The sequence below is a fragment of the Kitasatospora sp. NPDC051164 genome (genome assembly GCF_044455625.1).
Taxonomy (GTDB): domain Bacteria; phylum Actinomycetota; class Actinomycetes; order Streptomycetales; family Streptomycetaceae; genus Kitasatospora.
Map to the genome: position 1 here is coordinate 22,046 of NZ_JBITFB010000010.1, position 14,762 is coordinate 36,807.

The 14,762-nt window shown below is 73.9% G+C and carries 13 protein-coding genes; 5 read left to right on the top strand and 8 right to left on the bottom strand.

All coding sequences use genetic code 11. The annotated features are described in order from the left end of the window. Nucleotides 1-285 precede the first annotated feature (285 nt). Nucleotides 286-516, bottom strand: a complete 231-nt coding sequence (locus ACIBEC_RS16470; RefSeq protein ID WP_360507057.1) for a hypothetical protein — start codon at nt 514-516, stop codon at nt 286-288. Between the two features lie 494 nt (nt 517-1,010). On the opposite strand from ACIBEC_RS16470, the gene ACIBEC_RS16475 reads away from it, so the two are divergent. Continuing rightward, nucleotides 1,011-1,304: a hypothetical protein gene (locus tag ACIBEC_RS16475; RefSeq protein WP_360507054.1), complete on the top strand. Its 294-nt coding sequence runs from the start codon at nt 1,011-1,013 to the stop codon at nt 1,302-1,304. Here ACIBEC_RS16475 and ACIBEC_RS16480 read toward each other — a convergent pair. The 3 genes from ACIBEC_RS16480 to ACIBEC_RS16490 all read right to left on the bottom strand — a co-directional run bounded on the left by ACIBEC_RS16480 (nt 1,295) and on the right by ACIBEC_RS16490 (nt 6,146). Then, nucleotides 1,295-3,475: an acyltransferase family protein gene (locus ACIBEC_RS16480; protein WP_360507051.1), complete on the bottom strand. Its 2,181-nt coding sequence runs from the start codon at nt 3,473-3,475 to the stop codon at nt 1,295-1,297. The two genes, ACIBEC_RS16475 and ACIBEC_RS16480, sit on opposite strands and share 10 nt — an antisense overlap. Before the next feature lie 138 nt (nt 3,476-3,613). Beyond that, nucleotides 3,614-5,368, bottom strand: a complete 1,755-nt coding sequence (locus ACIBEC_RS16485; RefSeq protein WP_360507048.1) for a cellulose synthase catalytic subunit — start codon at nt 5,366-5,368, stop codon at nt 3,614-3,616. Between the two features lie 211 nt (nt 5,369-5,579). Next, on the bottom strand, nt 5,580-6,146 hold the full coding sequence (locus ACIBEC_RS16490) for a GNAT family N-acetyltransferase (RefSeq protein ID WP_360507045.1): 567 nt from the start codon (nt 6,144-6,146) through the stop codon (nt 5,580-5,582). A gap of 277 nt (nt 6,147-6,423) precedes the next feature. Between ACIBEC_RS16490 and ACIBEC_RS16495 the strand changes: the two genes are divergently transcribed. Next, entirely contained in the window at nt 6,424-7,332 is a 909-nt protein-coding gene (locus tag ACIBEC_RS16495) for a lysozyme (RefSeq protein ID WP_360507042.1), read from the top strand. A gap of 114 nt (nt 7,333-7,446) precedes the next feature. On the opposite strand, the gene ACIBEC_RS16500 is transcribed toward ACIBEC_RS16495, so the two are convergent. The 4 genes from ACIBEC_RS16500 to ACIBEC_RS16515 all read right to left on the bottom strand — a co-directional run bounded on the left by ACIBEC_RS16500 (nt 7,447) and on the right by ACIBEC_RS16515 (nt 12,466). Beyond that, a complete protein-coding gene (locus tag ACIBEC_RS16500; protein WP_360507039.1) occupies nt 7,447-9,135 on the bottom strand; it encodes a S53 family peptidase in 1,689 nt (562 codons plus the stop codon). 204 nt (nt 9,136-9,339) lie between these two features. Continuing rightward, nucleotides 9,340-11,175 (bottom strand): M1 family aminopeptidase, encoded by a 1,836-nt coding sequence (locus ACIBEC_RS16505; protein WP_360507036.1) that lies wholly within the window; start codon nt 11,173-11,175, stop codon nt 9,340-9,342. Between the two features lie 208 nt (nt 11,176-11,383). Beyond that, complete coding sequence (locus tag ACIBEC_RS16510; RefSeq protein WP_360507033.1) at nt 11,384-11,755, bottom strand: hypothetical protein; 372 nt, start codon at nt 11,753-11,755, stop codon at nt 11,384-11,386. An 81-nt stretch (nt 11,756-11,836) separates the two neighbouring features. Further along, nucleotides 11,837-12,466 carry a maleylpyruvate isomerase N-terminal domain-containing protein gene (locus ACIBEC_RS16515; RefSeq protein WP_360507030.1) on the bottom strand — a complete coding sequence of 210 codons (630 nt, stop codon included), beginning with the start codon at nt 12,464-12,466 and terminating at the stop codon, nt 11,837-11,839. A gap of 216 nt (nt 12,467-12,682) precedes the next feature. On the opposite strand from ACIBEC_RS16515, the gene ACIBEC_RS16520 reads away from it, so the two are divergent. From ACIBEC_RS16520 to ACIBEC_RS16530, 3 genes are all read left to right on the top strand, one after another. Then, nucleotides 12,683-13,309 (top strand): LysE family transporter, encoded by a 627-nt coding sequence (locus ACIBEC_RS16520; RefSeq protein WP_360507027.1) that lies wholly within the window; start codon nt 12,683-12,685, stop codon nt 13,307-13,309. 247 nt (nt 13,310-13,556) lie between these two features. Continuing rightward, complete coding sequence (locus tag ACIBEC_RS16525; protein WP_360507024.1) at nt 13,557-14,324, top strand: TetR family transcriptional regulator; 768 nt, start codon at nt 13,557-13,559, stop codon at nt 14,322-14,324. A gap of 105 nt (nt 14,325-14,429) precedes the next feature. Then, the gene (locus ACIBEC_RS16530; protein WP_360507021.1) at nt 14,430-14,759 is read left to right on the top strand and encodes a hypothetical protein; all 330 of its coding nucleotides are present in this window, start codon (nt 14,430-14,432) and stop codon (nt 14,757-14,759) included. The last annotated feature ends 3 nt before the right edge of the window (nt 14,760-14,762 follow it).

A 14,762-nucleotide genomic window follows, 5' to 3' on the forward strand; every position in this document is an offset into this window, starting at 1 on the left:
CGATCGGTCGGATCTCGCCCTCGGCCAGGTCCAGGGTGCCGAATCCCCGCATCTTCACCTCGCGGCCCGTCACCATCCTGGTGAGGTACCAGTGCGAGAGGGGGGCAGGCTCAGGGGGGCGCCCTCGGCCACGATCCGACCGAGCCGGTCGCGGTCCTGGGGTGCGAGGTCGCCGAGTTCTTCCGGGGAACAGGTGTCCACTGCCTGGCCGGGCAGGCGGCGCCAGAAGTGATCCGCACTCACCCGCTCAGCCCAACGAAGTCCCGACGACCGGGTGGGGACGGTTCAGGCCTCGCCGGGGTGCCAGGCGGGCCATTCCCAGGGACGGTCGGCCCAGTGGACGCGTTGGGGGTCGCGCGCGTCGAGGTCCGGGAAGAGCTGATGGATGCGCGGTTCGAACTCCTCCGGCGCGAGCGGTTCCCAGCCGTGTCCCTCGAAGTGGACGAGCCGGTAGCGGCTGTCGGTCCGGAACTCGGCCACCTCGACCAGGGGTGCGGTCGTGCTGTTGGTCTCCATGACCCCAAGCATGTGGCGCGGTGGCAATCAACGCCCGTTCAGACCCCTCTTCCGGGTCATGTCCCGGCGTCGGCGCGCTCGTTGAGCACGGGAAGGTACGACGGGGGCCGACGGGGGGCCGCTGGAAGGACGAACACATGACTGGGCAGCCCACCGGAGGGCAGTGGCAGTGGCCGCAGAACGCGTGGCAGCCCCCTCCCGTCCCCACGCTTCCCCCGCCGCCGGTGCCTGCTCCGGCCCCACCGAGGCGCCGCTCGCGCAAGGCGTGGGCGGCCGCGGCGGTCGGGACGGGTGCGGTGCTGGCCTCGGTCCTGGTGATGTGCGGGCCGGGATCGGGCGACGACGTGCGGATGGTGGCGTTGCCGTCGGCCTCGCCCTCCGCCACGGCCCCGGGCTCGCACCTGCCGCCGGTGTCCCCGCCGCCTGCCACGCCCGCGCCTTCTCCGCTGCCGGCCCCGGTCCCGGGGGGCGGTGCGACGGGCACGATGGGCACGATGGGCACAACGGGCACGGCGACGGCGGCAACGGCGGCGACGGCGACGGCGGCCGATCCGGGGGCGGCGGACGCCCAGCACGGGTCGGCGAGCCCGCACCCGAAGACCGGCCGCAGCCCGCACGCCACTGCCCCGGCCCGGGGTACGTCGGGCGCGCCCGCCCCGGCGGTTCCGGGGTCGGGCGCGTCGGTGCCGGGCGTCGGACCGGGCACCATCTGTGACCAGGCCGAACGCGTCGGCCGCTGGCCGGCCGGCTCGGAGCAGGCCCGCCTCTGCCGAGGGGTCTACGGCTGAGCGGCCGGAACACCGGGAACCGCTGCCGCACCAGGCACCCCCGATACACCTGAAACCCCCAGCAGCCCCTTGTCCAGCCGCGGCGCCAGTACCCGAGCCAGCGTGTCGGTGATGTGCCCGGCGTCCCGGTACAGCACCACGCCCTCCAGGACCGCCGGGCAGGAGGTCCCGGTGCCGGGGCAGAGCAGTGGGCCGAGGTCGAGGGCCCGGACGCCGTACCGGGCGGCGAGCCCGCCGTCGAGCAGCGGGTCGGGTTCGAAGGCGGTGTCGCGCGGGAACGAGCAGGCGTCCGAGCGCCCGTCGGAGGCGGCGAGGCAGGTCGGGATGTCCTTGCCGGGCATCGGGGTGTCGCCGAGGTAGGCGAGCGGGGCGCCGAGCGCGGTGAGGCGGTCGAGGGTACGGGTCCAGCCTTCGGTGCGTTCCTCCTGGTTGCCGTAGCGGTTGAGGCCGGCCATCAGGACGAGGCGCGGCTTGGGTCCGGAGGTGAGCCGGGTGAGGGTGTGCTCGCGCCAGCGGTCGCATTCGTCGAAGGTGCGGCCGAGCACGTTGTTGCGCACGGTGAGGGTGGCCAGTGGGCAGCCGGGTTTGACGAGGACTTCCAGCGCCCAGTGCCGCTGTTCGGCCAGGGCGAGGGCGGCGGAGATCCACTGGCCGGCGTGTGAGTCGCCGAGCAGCACGATCCGGTCGGGGCTGTTGTCGGCGCCGAAGAGGCAGCGCGGGCTGGTGTCGGCGTTGAGCGGGATCTCGCAGCCCTTACCGGGTGGGAAGTCCTCCCGGGCGCGGGCCGGCGAGGGGGTCAGGGCGAGGACCCGGGTGCCGGGGGCGAGCAGGCCGGGCCCGTCGGCGGCTCCGGCGGGGGCGGCGGTGGGCCCGGTGGTGGCGGCTCCGAGGGCACGGACGGTGCCGCCGCCGAGGGTGAGCGCGGCGATCAGGGGGATGACGAGGGCGCTCGCGCCGACCGCGAGTCCGCGTCGGGGTGCCGGGCTGCTGCCGTAGCGCAGTGGCTGTTCGACCAGGCGCAGGGTGAGCCAGGCGGGGAGCGCACTGGCGGCGGTGAGCGCGGCCAGGGTGGCCCAGGGCAGCGCGCCGTACCGGGCCTGGGCGATGGTCAGCACCGGCCAGTGCCAGAGGTACCAGGCGTAGGAGAGGCGTCCGGCGGCGCGCAGCGGGCGGGTGGCGAGCAGCCGTCCGGCGTCGACGGCGCGGGGCGAGCCGTGTCCGGCGAGCAGGACGGCGGCGGTTCCGAGGACGGGCAGGAGTGCGGCGGAGCCGGGGAACGGCGTGCTGCGGTCGTACAGGAGGACCGGCGCGACGACGGCCGCCAGGCCGGCCCAGCCGAGCAGTCGGAGCGACCACCGCACCGGGCGCCGCGCGGTGCGGGAGGCGAGCGCCCCGCCGGCGAGGGCCGCGCAGGCGCCCGCCGCGAACTCCCAGAGCCGGCTGCCGGTGGAGAAGTAGGCGAGCGGCGCCGAGGTCTGTGTCCAGCGCAGGCACAGCACCAGCGAGGCGCCGCCGACGGCAACGGTGGCGAGGGTGATGGCGACGGTGCGGCGCCGCCCGTGCAGGTAGCGGGCGAGGCCGAGCAGCAGGATGCCCCAGAGCAGGTAGAACTGGTTCTCCACACCGAGGGACCAGAAGTGCTGCAGCGGGCTGGGGTCGCGTTCGGCGGCCAGGTAGTCGGTCTGCCGGCCGACGAAGCGCCAGTTGGCGAACTGGCCGGCGGCGGCGATCAGGTCGCGGGCGAGGTCGGTGCCGCGCAGCGGGTCGAGCAGGGCGCCGCCGGCGGCGGCGGTGGCGACCAGGACGGTGGCGGCGGCGGGCAGGATGCGCCGGGCGCGGCGGGCGGCGAAGTCCCACAGGCCGAGGGGGCCGCTGGTCAGCAGGCCGGTGATGAGGAAGCCGGAGATGACGAAGAAGATGTCGACGCCGACGTAGCCGCCGGTCAGGCCGGGGACGGCGGCGTGGAAGCCGAGGACGGAGAGCACGGCGATGCCGCGCAGCCCCTCGATGTCGGGGCGGAAGGCGGTGCGCCGGCGGGGTTGCCCGCTCTCGGCGACGGTGGCGCCCTTCGGGGCGGCGACCTGCCGGTCCACCCGGACGAGGTCGGGCAGCAGGTCGGAGGAGGCGACGGCGGATGATGACGAGGCGGACGGTGGGACGGCCGTGGACACGGCGGCGCTCCTTGCAGGGCTGGCAGCGGTGGTCGGGGCCGCCGGGCCGTTGGGGCGGCCGGGCGGAGTCCGCGCCGGTGGGGCGACGCGCAAGGAAACTCAGGGGGTGGAGCAGGGAATTGACTGAGTCTCAGAAGATCAGAAGATCAGCGGATCGGCCCAGCCCGACGCCAGCAGCCCACAGAGCAGCAGCACGGCGGTGACGGCGACGGCCTCGGCGCGTCCGAACCCGAGCTCGGAGCGGCTGCGTGCGGGGGCGACGACCTCACCGACGGTGGCACCCTTGCCACCATTCGCTCCGCCCGCTACCTTCGCACCGTTCAGGAGCGGCCACAGGGACCGGATCAGCGGGATCATGGTGTACGCGGTGAGCGCGAGCAGGGCGGTGAGCGCCCAGTACGGCCGCCAGCCGTGCAGCAGCGCGGCCCGGACCAGTCCGGCGGCGCCGGCAAGGACGACGAACCCGAGCCAGCCGACCCCGATCCGGGCGACCGCGCGGGCGAGTGAACTGCCGCCCGACACGGCGCCGGTGGGCACCCAGTCGGCGGAGCGGCGGCGCAGCGCGTGCGCGATGGCGACCACGTGGCAGAGCCCGCCGAGGAGTTGGACCCGGGTGACCTCGAAGCGCCAGCGGGTGCGGGACATCGCGGGCAGCAGCACGAGGGCGACCCAGATCGGCGGCAGGAAGGGGAGCACCTGCCAGGGTTCGATCTCCTCGGGCCGGAAGAACAGCATGATCAGGGCGGGCAGCGGCACGGCGAAGACGTTCACCGCGCTGGTGAGGTAGCCGAGGATGCCGTTCCAGAAGCAGAGCCGGGCGGAGCGGGAGAGCGGTCCGCGGCGGAAGTCCGGGTCGCGGACGAGGGCCAGGGAGCCGAGGCACCAGCGGTACTGCTGGCTGATGAAGGCGGGCAGGCCGGTGGGCGACATGCCCTTGGCGACCAGCGCGGGCACGTAGCGGGTGGCCCAGCCGGCGCGGGCGAGGGCGAGGCCGGTGTAGAGGTCCTCGCTGTGGTCGATCTCGGCGAAGCCGCCGATCCGCTGCAGGGCGGCGCGGCGGTAGAGGGCGTTGGTACCGCAGCAGACGGTGCCGTCCTGCGCGTCCCGGGAGGGCTGGATCCAGCGGTAGAAGATCTCCTGGGTGGCTCCCGCGGCGCGTTCGAGCCAGGACATGTTCGCGTCCGTGTCGAAGCACTGCGGGCTCTGCACGATGCCGACCCCGGGGCTGTCGAGGTAGGGCACCAGGTGGTGCAGGAAGTCGGCGCGGGGGCAGAAGTCGGCGTCCAGGACGGCGATGATCTCGCCGGTGCCCTCGACCAGGCCGTGGTTGAGATTGCCGGCCTTCTTGAAGCGGCCGCGGTCGGGGCGGGCGCGGTACTGGAAGCCGTAGGACTCGGCGAGTTCGCGCACCTCGGGGCGGTCCGCGTCGTCGAGGACCAGGACGGTCAGCTCGCCGGGCCACCGGACGGCGGCGGTGTGCCGGTAGGCGTTGTCGAGGACGGCCGGCGGTTCGCCGGCGGTGGGCAGCAGCAGGTCCACGCTCGGGTGGCGGGCGGGCTGCCAGGCGCGCAGCAGCAGGTCGTGCGAGTCGCGGGTGAAGCGGCGGGCTCGCTGGCCGTCGGTGAGCGAGAGCAGCCAGGTGACCGCGTTGAGCACGGTGAGCAGCAGGAACGGCCAGAGCAGCGGCTTGCTGAGGGCGAACAGGCCGAGCGTGGCGGTGGCTCCCGCGTAGGAGAGGGTGGCGCAGAGCAGCACCCAGCGGCGCTGCGGGCCGAAGTACCAGTAGAGCTCCTCGTCGTCGGGCGGGTCGGGCAGGCGCGGGTCGGGGTCCGCGGGTGTCCGGCGCGGACCGGCGTCGGGTGCGGGCATGGCGGTGCCATGGAGTACGGGCATGCGGAAATGGCCCCCCTGGGCATCGGACGGAACGTGGCCGTTCGACCTCAGCCTCTCACATTGGCCTAGACCAATCATGAACGAGGTATGACATCTCCGCATCGCCCCTGCTCAGTGACTTGACGCCGCATCACCTGCGGAATCCGGTCGAGCGCGCCTGAACCGAACCCCGACGACGGCCCGTTGACCAGGCCGCGAGCGCGGCCCCGCGTCAGGCGGTCTTCAGCTCCTTGACCAGGTGCTCGAACCGCAGGTCCGGCCGCAGCGGGATGCCGAAGCGCTCGTCGCCGTACGGGAACGGGCTGAACTCCCCGGTCCGGCGGAAGCCGCGCCGCTCGTACCAGGCGATCAGCTCGGCGCGCTGCTCGATCACCGTCATCTCCATCGCGCCGACGCCCCACTCCTCGCCGGCCAGCCGCTCGGCCTCGGCCAGCACGGCCCGGCCGACCCCGCCGCCCTGCAGGCCGGGGCGCACCGAGAACATCCCGAAGTACGCCCGGTCGCCGCGCCGCTCCAGCTGGCAGCAGGCGAGCAGCTCGCCGTCACGCTCGGCCAGCAGCACCAGTCCCTCGGGGTGGCCGACGGCCTCGGCGACGGCCTCGGGGTTGGTCCGCCGCCCGGCCAGCAGATCGGCCTCGGTGGTCCACCCGGCCCGGCTGGAGTCGCCCCGGTAGGCGGATTCGACCAGCTCGACGAGGGCCGGGACGTCGGCGGGCGTGGCGGCCCTGAAAGCGGGCTCCCCGACGGGCCGGGCGGTGTCGGTGGCGGTCTCGGTCATGGCTGGTCCCTTCCTCCGTACTGGGGTGCCGCCCGTGCCGGCCGGCCCGCGGGCATCGTGTCACAGCGTGCGGGCCGTCCCCGGGCCCGGGATCGGCAGAACCGGCAACGTGCGTTGCCGGTGGTGGCGATCCGGCACCTGCGACGCCGGTTCAGAAATGTGTTCCAAGATGCCTGGCGGCACTGGCGGGGACATGGCTACTCTGCGGTACGGCCGCGCCAACACCCGGCCGCACCGGGCCATTTGGGCCATCCCGCACCGGATCAGAGGAGTGCTCATGCCTCGCTCTTCCCGCTCCGCCCGCACCACTGGCACCGCCCACACTGCCCGCACCACCGGCACCACCCCCCGCCGCCGGCTGCCCGCCGTGGCCGCGCTCGCCGCCGCGACCGCCCTGGTCGCGGGCGTGGCCGCCCCGGCGTACGCGGCCGAGCCCGCCCCGGTCGCCCCCGTCGTCGAGGGCCGACCCGCCTTCCACCCGGACCGCGACTTCGCCGGCTCCACCGTCGCCGCCCACGAGGGCCGCGGCGCCACCGCGCCGCTCGCCTCCCTCGCCGTCACGCAGACCCCCGGGCTGGACGTCGCCAGCTACCAGGGCAACGTCAACTGGTCCTCGGTCGCCGCCAACGGCGCCAAGTTCGCCTACGTCAAGGCCACCGAGGGCACCGGCTACACCAACCCGTATTTCGCCCAGCAGTACAACGGCTCCTACAACGCCGGCCTGATCCGCGGCGCCTACCACTTCGCACTGCCGAACTCCTCCTCCGGCGCCACCCAGGCCGCCTACTTCGTGAACCACGGCGGCGGCTGGTCCGCCGACGGCAGGACCCTGCCGCCCGCCCTGGACATCGAGTACAACCCCTACGGCGCCACCTGCTACGGCCTCGGCCAGAGCGCCATGGTCAGCTGGATCCGCGACTTCAGCAACACCGTGCACTCCCGCACCGGCCGCTACCCCACCATCTACACCACCACCAACTGGTGGACCCAGTGCACCGGCAACTACGGCGGCTTCGGCGCCACCAACCCGCTCTGGATAGCCCGTTACGCCTCCACCGTCGGCACCCTGCCTAACGGCTGGGGCTACCAGACCTTCTGGCAGTTCGCGGACTCCGGCACCTTCCCCGGTGACCAGAACTACTTCAACGGCGCGGCCGACCGCCTCCGGGCCCTCGCCCTGGGCTGAGGCACCCGTGCCGGTGCGGGGCGCCGCAGCGCGCCCCGCACCGGCCGGAGTCGAGCCGAAGAGCCACCGGGCCCAAGCGGCCACCGGACCGAGGAGGTCGCCGGACCGAGGAGGTCACAGGGCCTTGAGGCCGTCCAGGAGCTGCCGGCCGCCGGGGCTGCCGAGGCCGGTGCACGGGTCCCAGCCGGGCCCGGAGGCGTACGCGCCGTTGCTGCCCCGGGTGACGTCCCGCAGGACCTTCGTCGCGAACTTCGCGTACAGCAGCGGGTTGAGGAAGCCGACCTGCGCGGAACCGGGCAGGGCCTGGTTGACCCGGGCGAGCAGGGCGGACCACATCGGGGCGGCGGCGCTGGTGCCGCCGGTCTGGTGGAAGTTCACACCGTCCACGCTCGGGACGACCACACCGGTCTCCGGGTCGGCGAGGGCGGCCACGTCCGGGACCCCGCGTCCCCGCCGGTGCAGCGGGTTGACCGAGGGCGGCACGTTGACGTGGTCCTGGTACGGCGGCACCGGGAAGATCGCGCTGACGCCGCCGCCGGTACGCCGGCCCGGACCGTCGTCCCAGACGGTCTCGCCGACGACCTGCCCCTGGCGCACCACCAGCCGGGTGCCGCCGACGGCGAGGACGTGCGGGTCGGAGGAGGGGTAGTCGGCGTGGGCGCGCTCGTCGTCGGCCTGGTCGCGGGAGCCGTCGTCGCCCGAGGCGCAGCAGATGCTGATGTTCCTCTCCGCCGCGCTCGCGAAGGCCCGGTCGATCCGGTCGACCGCGCCGGCGGTGAACAGGCTTCCGGCGACCAGCTCGGGGTTGCCGTAGCTGCAGGAGATCACCGTGGGCCGGTTGTCGGTGTCGTTGACGATCCGGGTGATCACGTCGACCCAGCCGCGCTCGGTGAACTTGGTGAAGTACACGACGATCTTCGCCTTGGGGGCCAGAGCGCCCACCACCGCGAGGTCGAGCATGATCTCGCCGGTGGTGTCCGACGTGCCGAAGTCGGCGTCCTGGCCCGGATCGTTGCCGGGGCTTCCGACGTTCGGGATCACCACGTCGGTGATGTCCGGCATCGGCTGGTGCAGGACGTCGACGAAGTAGTTCCGCAGGGCGTCGAGCGAGTAGCCCCCGGAGGGGACGCCCGGCGCGGTGTCCCCGTTGAAGGCGAGTACGGCGATGCACTGCCCGGTCCCGTCGGTGCCCTCGGGGTAGGCGTACGGGGCCTGCAGAGCCGGCGGGAGGAAGGCGCCCGGCCTCACCACCGGGGCGGCGTGGGCCACCGGGGTCGCCTCGGCGGTCCGGCGGATCAGCAGGCGGGAGCCGATCGGCCGGTCGTCCAGGCCGAACACTCCGGTGACGATGCCCTGCAGCTGGGCGGGCACGTAGACCTGGCCCTCCCGGCCGCGGTAGACCCGGGGCTTGCCCTGGGCGTCCTGGAAGCGGTAGCGGGCGAGGGTGACCCGGAAGGCGTCGGCGATGTCCTCGGTGGTGCCGGTCAGGTCGACGCTGCGGGCCAGCGGGTCCTCGTCGGAGAGGGCGAGGCGGTGCTCGGCGGCGAACGCCTCGAGCGTCTTGCGGTCGGTGTCGCTCCACCGGTGGGTGGCGGCGTACTCGTCGTCGGTGGGCACCGTGCGACGGGTCGGCGGTTGGAGCGCCAGCTCGTACACATCCGGGCGCGGGGGCGCGTCGGGGTCGCGTCGCAGGTAGACGGTGACGGTGAGGGGGGTTCGTGGGTCGGCCGGTCCGATGACCCGCGCTCCGCCGAGCGGAACGCGGGAGCTGTCCGGCAGCGCCACGTAGTGGGTGCTCGACATGATCGCTCCAGCGGTCGGGGTCAGCGCCGGGAGCTCGCGACGGTGGGTCGTGCGCTTTCGACTGTCCGTATACGGCACACGTTTATGTCGTACACGTACAGCGTCCCGCCGGTCCCGCGCGGCGTCAACCCGCATGGCGTCGAGCGCACCGCCCCCGGCCGGGACCGGGGGCGGTGCGGGCGGTCGGCGGATCGGCGCTGCCGCTCAGCCGTCGATGCGGTGCTGGCTCCAGAAGGAGGTCAGGTCCACGGTGGTGGCGGCCTGCGCCGCGGCCTTGAACTCCGCGGTGGTGGACACGCCGTACCAGTGCGACTGCGCGTAGTTGCGCAGCAGCGTGGTCATCGCGGTGTCGCCGATCGTCCGGCGCAGGTCGTGCAGGGCGCACTTGCCGTAGTCGTAGACGACCGTGGCGTAGCGGGAGGAGTTGGCGTCCCAGTAGGCCATCGAGTTGGTGATCTTCTCCGCCGACGAGGCCCAGGAGACGCTGTTCCAGCAGCCGTTGCCGGTCTTTCCGAGGGCGAGGTCGGTGGCGTAGTCGGTGAAGGCCTCGTCCAGCCAGGGCCCGTTGTACTCGTCGTCGCCGACGATGCCGTACCACCACTGGTGGCCGATCTCGTGGGTGAGCGCCGTGGTGCTGACCAGGTCGAGGACGAAGCCCGGGTACTCCATGCCGCCGAACCAGAAGCTGTTGTCGATCACCGCGTCCAGTTCGCCGTACGGGTAGGCGCCGAAGCGCTGGGCGTGGGCGTCGACGGCCGAGGTCGCGGTGGAGAGCATCGACTTGGCGTCCGCGCTGCTGATCCCCGCCACCGAGTAGACGTTGACCTTGATCCCGGCCGCCGAGGTGCCGGAGATCCTGGTGAACGGCCCGGCGCCCCAGGCGAAGTCGCGCACCTTGCTCGCGGTCGCCTTGGTGACGGTCCGGCCGGCCGCGCCGGGGGTGTCCACCGAGGTGCCGGTCGCGGGCACCAGCAGGCTCGTCGGGTGGTCCAGGGTGACGGTGAAGTCGGAGGCCACCGAGTAGAAGGACTCACCGTTGTTGGTGTACGGGTCGAGGTGCCAGCCGGCCGCGTCCCGGATCGCCAGCACGGGCAGGGCGTTGCCGAGGAAGTTGTACGCGCCGTCGTGGCCGAAGCGGTCCGCGCCGCTCGGCACGGTGATGCCGAGGTCGAAGCCGACGGTGCCGCTCTGGCCCTGCGCGAGCGGCGCCGGCAGGGTGATCTTGAGCGCCGTGCAGTTCACCGTGAGCGGGGAGGGCGTGCCGCCGGTCACGTTGGTCACCGTGATCGGGGTGCTGGGGCAGCTGCCGTGGGCGTTGTCCCACAGCCGCAGGTACACCTCGGTCAGCGGGGTGGGCGAGGCGTTGGTGAAGCTCACGCCCTCGTGCCCGGTCCAACTGCCGCCGGAGGCGTCACTGGTGAGGCTGACGGTGTAGCCGGGCGCGGCCGGGGTGCGGGTCGGGTCGCCGGGCTGGGGTGGGGTGGTACCGCCGGAGGCGTCCAGGGTGACGTCGTCCAGCACGAAGCTGGTCTGCAGACTGGAGTCCTCGACCCCGGTGAAGGAGAGCGTCCCGGTCTGGCCCGCGAGGGCGGAGACGTCGACGGTCTTGTGCACGTACCCGCTCTGGGCATCCAGGTTGGAGTACGTGGCCAGGGTGGTGGAGCCGAGCTTGACGGCCAGTTTGTCGTAGGCGGTGCTGGTGGTCGTCTCGGCGGTGTCGATGTGCAGCCAGAACCCGAGCGTCGCGGTGCCGCACCCGGCGGGGAGGGTGACGGACTGCGAGAGCGTGTCGGTGTGGGTGGAGCCGTAGCCGTCGAGCCAGGCGTAGGAGCCGCCGGAGTGCGCGCTCTGGCCGCTGTCGGCGGTGATCGCGCCGCTCGGTGCCGTCCAGGGCGAACTGCCGGACTCGAAACCGCCGTTGGCCACCACCTGGGCGGGTGTGCAGTCGGCGGCGCTCGCCACGTTGGGGGTGGCGAGCGCCGTGAGGCCGGCCGCCGCGAACAGGGCGGCGCCGGTCAGGGCGTGCAGGAGTCTTCTCATCGGAACCTCTCATGGGGGAGCGGGCCGGGAGGAGCAGCGTGACAGCAAACGCGTGCCGTTGAAAGGCTCATGACACCAGGTGAGACGGGAACGGGCCCCGACCAGGCCCGGAGCGAGACCGGTGCCGAACCCCGAGCGGGACCCCGAGCGGGACCGCCGCGGGCTCGGCACCGGCCCAGCACGGACTCAGCACCGGCTCAGCACCGGCTCAGCGCGGGTCGACCAGCTCCGGGGCGAAGACCGTGCCGAGCGGCTCCGGACCGATGTACTGCTGGCAGTTGCAGGGCCGCGCCTCGTACTGCAGCGGGCGGCGATCCGCGTCCCAGGCGGTCGGGGCCTCGACGACCTCGTGGCAGCGGCCCTGCTTGTCGTGCTTGGCCAGGTGGTGGGTGCAGCCGCAGACCGGCTCCGGCGGCCGGTTCCCCGCCTCGAGGGCCGCGTGCTGCCGCTCGGTGGCGGCGAGCAGCTCCATCTTGCGCTCGTGCCGCACCTTCAGTGCCTTCCGGGCGTCCTTGACGATCCATCCGCTGCCGTACAGGACAGCGGGCACCACCCACCACAAGTTGAAGACCTGGTCCATTGACTCTCCCCCGATCGGGCCGGTTCCGGCCGCTGATCATACTGCTGACCAGGGCTTACCGCCCCCGCCGGAAGGGCCGCCTCAGCGGATGACCGGCAGCACCGGCTGCACGCTGCGCCCGGTCGCCGCCTCGATGAAGGCCACCGGGTCGGCGACCTCCGCCAGCAGGGCACGGGTCGCGCGCAGGGCCGCGTCGGCGGGCGGCGGGCCGCCGACGGCCGCGATCAGGTCGAGCAGGTGAACGGTCGCCTCCATCAACGCCACCTCGCCGAGCGCGCCGACCGTCACGCTGCCGAGCAGCGGGTGCGCCACTGTCGCGCTCGGCGGCAGGTCGTCGAGCGCGGCCAGGGCGGCCGGGCCCTCGACCCCGAACCGGGCGAGCAGCAGCGCGGGTTCGGTCCGCCCCGCGGCCTGCTTCGCCGCGTCGGCGATCTGGCCGGCGGCGGTGTGCGCGAGGCCACCGGGCCGGTTGTAGGCGCGCAGGATCCCGGCGCCGGTGGTGATCTCGGCCGGCCCGTCGAGGACGGCCGTGCGCAGCCCGGTGAACATCTCCGGCACCGGCGCCGTGTGCGTGTACAGCTCCCGGACGGTCCACTCGGGCAGCCGGGTCGGCCGGTCCCAGTCCTCGGCGCTCAGGGCCGCGCCGCGCTCCGCCCAGGAGGCCCAGGCCTCCGCCAACATCGCGCGCACCGGGTCGTTCTGACTGATCATCGGTTCTCCTCGGGACAGTGGCTGCGAAACAGGGGCCGGGGACGGCCCCACGCTACCCGGCACCCCCGAAAACCACTTGCCGCCCCCGGGCCCCGACCACCACGATCGGCGCATGACCGACTCCGCCGCCCGCCCGCTGTCCGTGACCGCCGCCGCCCGCCCGACCGTGGTCCGACAGCAGCCCGGCCGCCCCCGGAGGCCCGACGCCGCACGCGCGTGAGGGCCGCGCTGGTCGCGGGCCTGCTCGCCGGGTACGGCGTCGCCGTCCCGGTGGGGGCTGTCGGGGCCTACCTGGTCGCGCTCACCGCACGGACCTCGCTGCGCACCGGCGCCTGCGCCGCCCTCGGCGTGGCCGCCGCGGACGGGCTGTACGCGCTCCTCGCGGCGGCCGGGGGCGGCGGTCTCGCACCGCTGCTGGAACCGGTCGCCCGGCCGCTGCGGATCGGCTCCGCCCTGGTCCTGCTGGCCCTGGCCGCCCGGACGACCCACACCGCGCTCCGTCACCGTACCGGGGCAGCCGCGACGCCCGAGCCGGCGCCGCCCGCCCCCGCCCGGGCCTTCCTCACCCTGCTCGGGATCACCCTGCTGAACCCGCTGACCGTGCTCTACTTCGCCGCTCTGGTCCTCGGCGGCGGGGGCCGGGACGACGCGACCTCCGGCACCCTCGCCCGGGCGGTGTTCGTGGCCGCCGCGTTCGCCGCCTCGGCGAGCTGGCAGCTGCTGCTCGCCTCGGGCGGCGCACTGCTGGGCCGTGCGCTGACCGGTCCGCGCGGCCGACTACTCACCGCACTCGGCTCCTCCACCCTGGTCGCCTGGCTCGCGGCCCGGCTGCTGGTCGGCTGACCAGCGGAATCGCCGGAGCGGCGGAGCGGCGGAGCAGCACCCGTAACGCCCGATTCATACCTTGTATCCTGGTTCTGTATCCGCTGAGTGACATCCGCTGCAGAGGGATCCGCTGAGCGACATCCGCTGATTGACATCCGCCGCGGAGAGATCCGCCGAGAGAGATCCGCCGCAGAGCCCCCGCCGGTCCGCCCGACCGGCTCGGGCACGGCCGACGACGTTGGCACCGACCCCGAGGAGCGCGGACATGGTTGAGCGGAACGACACCGAGAAGCGGGGGCGGCTGAGCCGCCCGCTGGTGCTCGACGCCGCCGTGGCCCTGGTCGACCGCGAGGGCCTGGCCGCGCTGACCATGCGCCGGCTGGCCACCGAACTGGGCGTCGAGTCGATGGCCCTGTACCGCTACACGCCGGGCAAGGAGGCCCTGCTCGACGGCCTGATCGAGGCCTACTTCACCGAGGTCAACGCCCGGCTGCGGACCAGCGCCGCGAGCGGCCCGCGCGAGCCCGAGCGGCACCGGCCCGAGCGGCGTCGGCCCGAGCAGCGCCTGGCCGTGTGGCGGCTGGAACTGCGCCGGATCGCCCGGTCCTTCGCCGCCGCGGCGCACGCCCACCCCGAGATCCTGCCGCTGGTCGCGACCCGCCCGCTGGCCGTCCCGATGACGCGGCGGCCCGCGCCGGTGCTCGAACTCACCGAGCACATCCTCGCCGTGCTCGGGCGAGCCGGCTTCGACGACGCGACCGCGCTGACCGTCTACCGCGCCTTCGTGGCCTGGAACCTCGGCTGCCTGCTGGTGGACAAGCGCCAGGTGGTCGACAACCCGGAGGAGCCGGACCCTGCCCTGCGGCTCGGCCTGCACCGGCTGCCCGCCGCCGAGTACCCGCGGCTGCGCGCCCTGGTGCCCCGCTTCGCCGACTTCGACGACGAGGGCGAGATGCTCAGCGGCCTGGACAGCCTGCTGGACGGGATGCCGCAGCCACCCCTTGACGCGTTCTACGGCGGCGACGCATCCTGAGGATACGAGGTACACGTCGGACATATCCGCTCATATCGGCGCCGTCGGGCGGGCCGCCAGAGACCGCTCCGGCCACGCTTCGACGGCGCCCGGAAGAAGTCCCCCATGTCCGCCGTTCCGAACGAACCACTCCACGATGACATCCTGCGCCTGCGCGTCACCGCCAGGGACCCGGAGACCCTGCGCGCGCTGCTCCGCGACACCCGACCCGACACCGGCGGACGCCCGCACGTCGAGGCGGACGGCCGCGTCGGCATCGACGTCTACGCCACGGCCGACCAGGTCCCGGCCCTCGAACGCGAGGGCATCACGGTCACCCGGACCGGCAACGCCAGCGAGGCCGGGCGCGCCGCCCAGGCCGAGGTCGGCAGCGGCGACCGGTTCGCCCCCGCCGACGCCGTCCCGCGCGGCCTGGCCGCCAAGCTCGCCGGCTGACCC

Bases quoted from the DNA above. Each gene is read 5' to 3' on its own strand.
- ACIBEC_RS16475 (WP_360507054.1), top strand. From the start codon at position 1,011: ATGGGCACAACGGGCACGGCGACGGCGGCAACGGCGGCGACGGCGACG.
- ACIBEC_RS16530 (WP_360507021.1), top strand. From the start codon at position 14,430: ATGTCCGCCGTTCCGAACGAACCACTCCACGATGACATCCTGCGCCTG.
- ACIBEC_RS16495 (WP_360507042.1), top strand. From the start codon at position 6,424: ATGCCTCGCTCTTCCCGCTCCGCCCGCACCACTGGCACCGCCCACACT.
- ACIBEC_RS16470 (WP_360507057.1), bottom strand. From the start codon at position 516: ATGGAGACCAACAGCACGACCGCACCCCTGGTCGAGGTGGCCGAGTTC.
- ACIBEC_RS16500 (WP_360507039.1), bottom strand. From the start codon at position 9,135: ATGTCGAGCACCCACTACGTGGCGCTGCCGGACAGCTCCCGCGTTCCG.
- ACIBEC_RS16505 (WP_360507036.1), bottom strand. From the start codon at position 11,175: ATGAGAAGACTCCTGCACGCCCTGACCGGCGCCGCCCTGTTCGCGGCG.
- ACIBEC_RS16510 (WP_360507033.1), bottom strand. From the start codon at position 11,755: ATGGACCAGGTCTTCAACTTGTGGTGGGTGGTGCCCGCTGTCCTGTAC.
- ACIBEC_RS16515 (WP_360507030.1), bottom strand. From the start codon at position 12,466: ATGATCAGTCAGAACGACCCGGTGCGCGCGATGTTGGCGGAGGCCTGG.
- ACIBEC_RS16485 (WP_360507048.1), bottom strand. From the start codon at position 5,368: ATGCCCGTACTCCATGGCACCGCCATGCCCGCACCCGACGCCGGTCCG.
- ACIBEC_RS16490 (WP_360507045.1), bottom strand. From the start codon at position 6,146: ATGACCGAGACCGCCACCGACACCGCCCGGCCCGTCGGGGAGCCCGCT.
- ACIBEC_RS16525 (WP_360507024.1), top strand. From the start codon at position 13,557: ATGGTTGAGCGGAACGACACCGAGAAGCGGGGGCGGCTGAGCCGCCCG.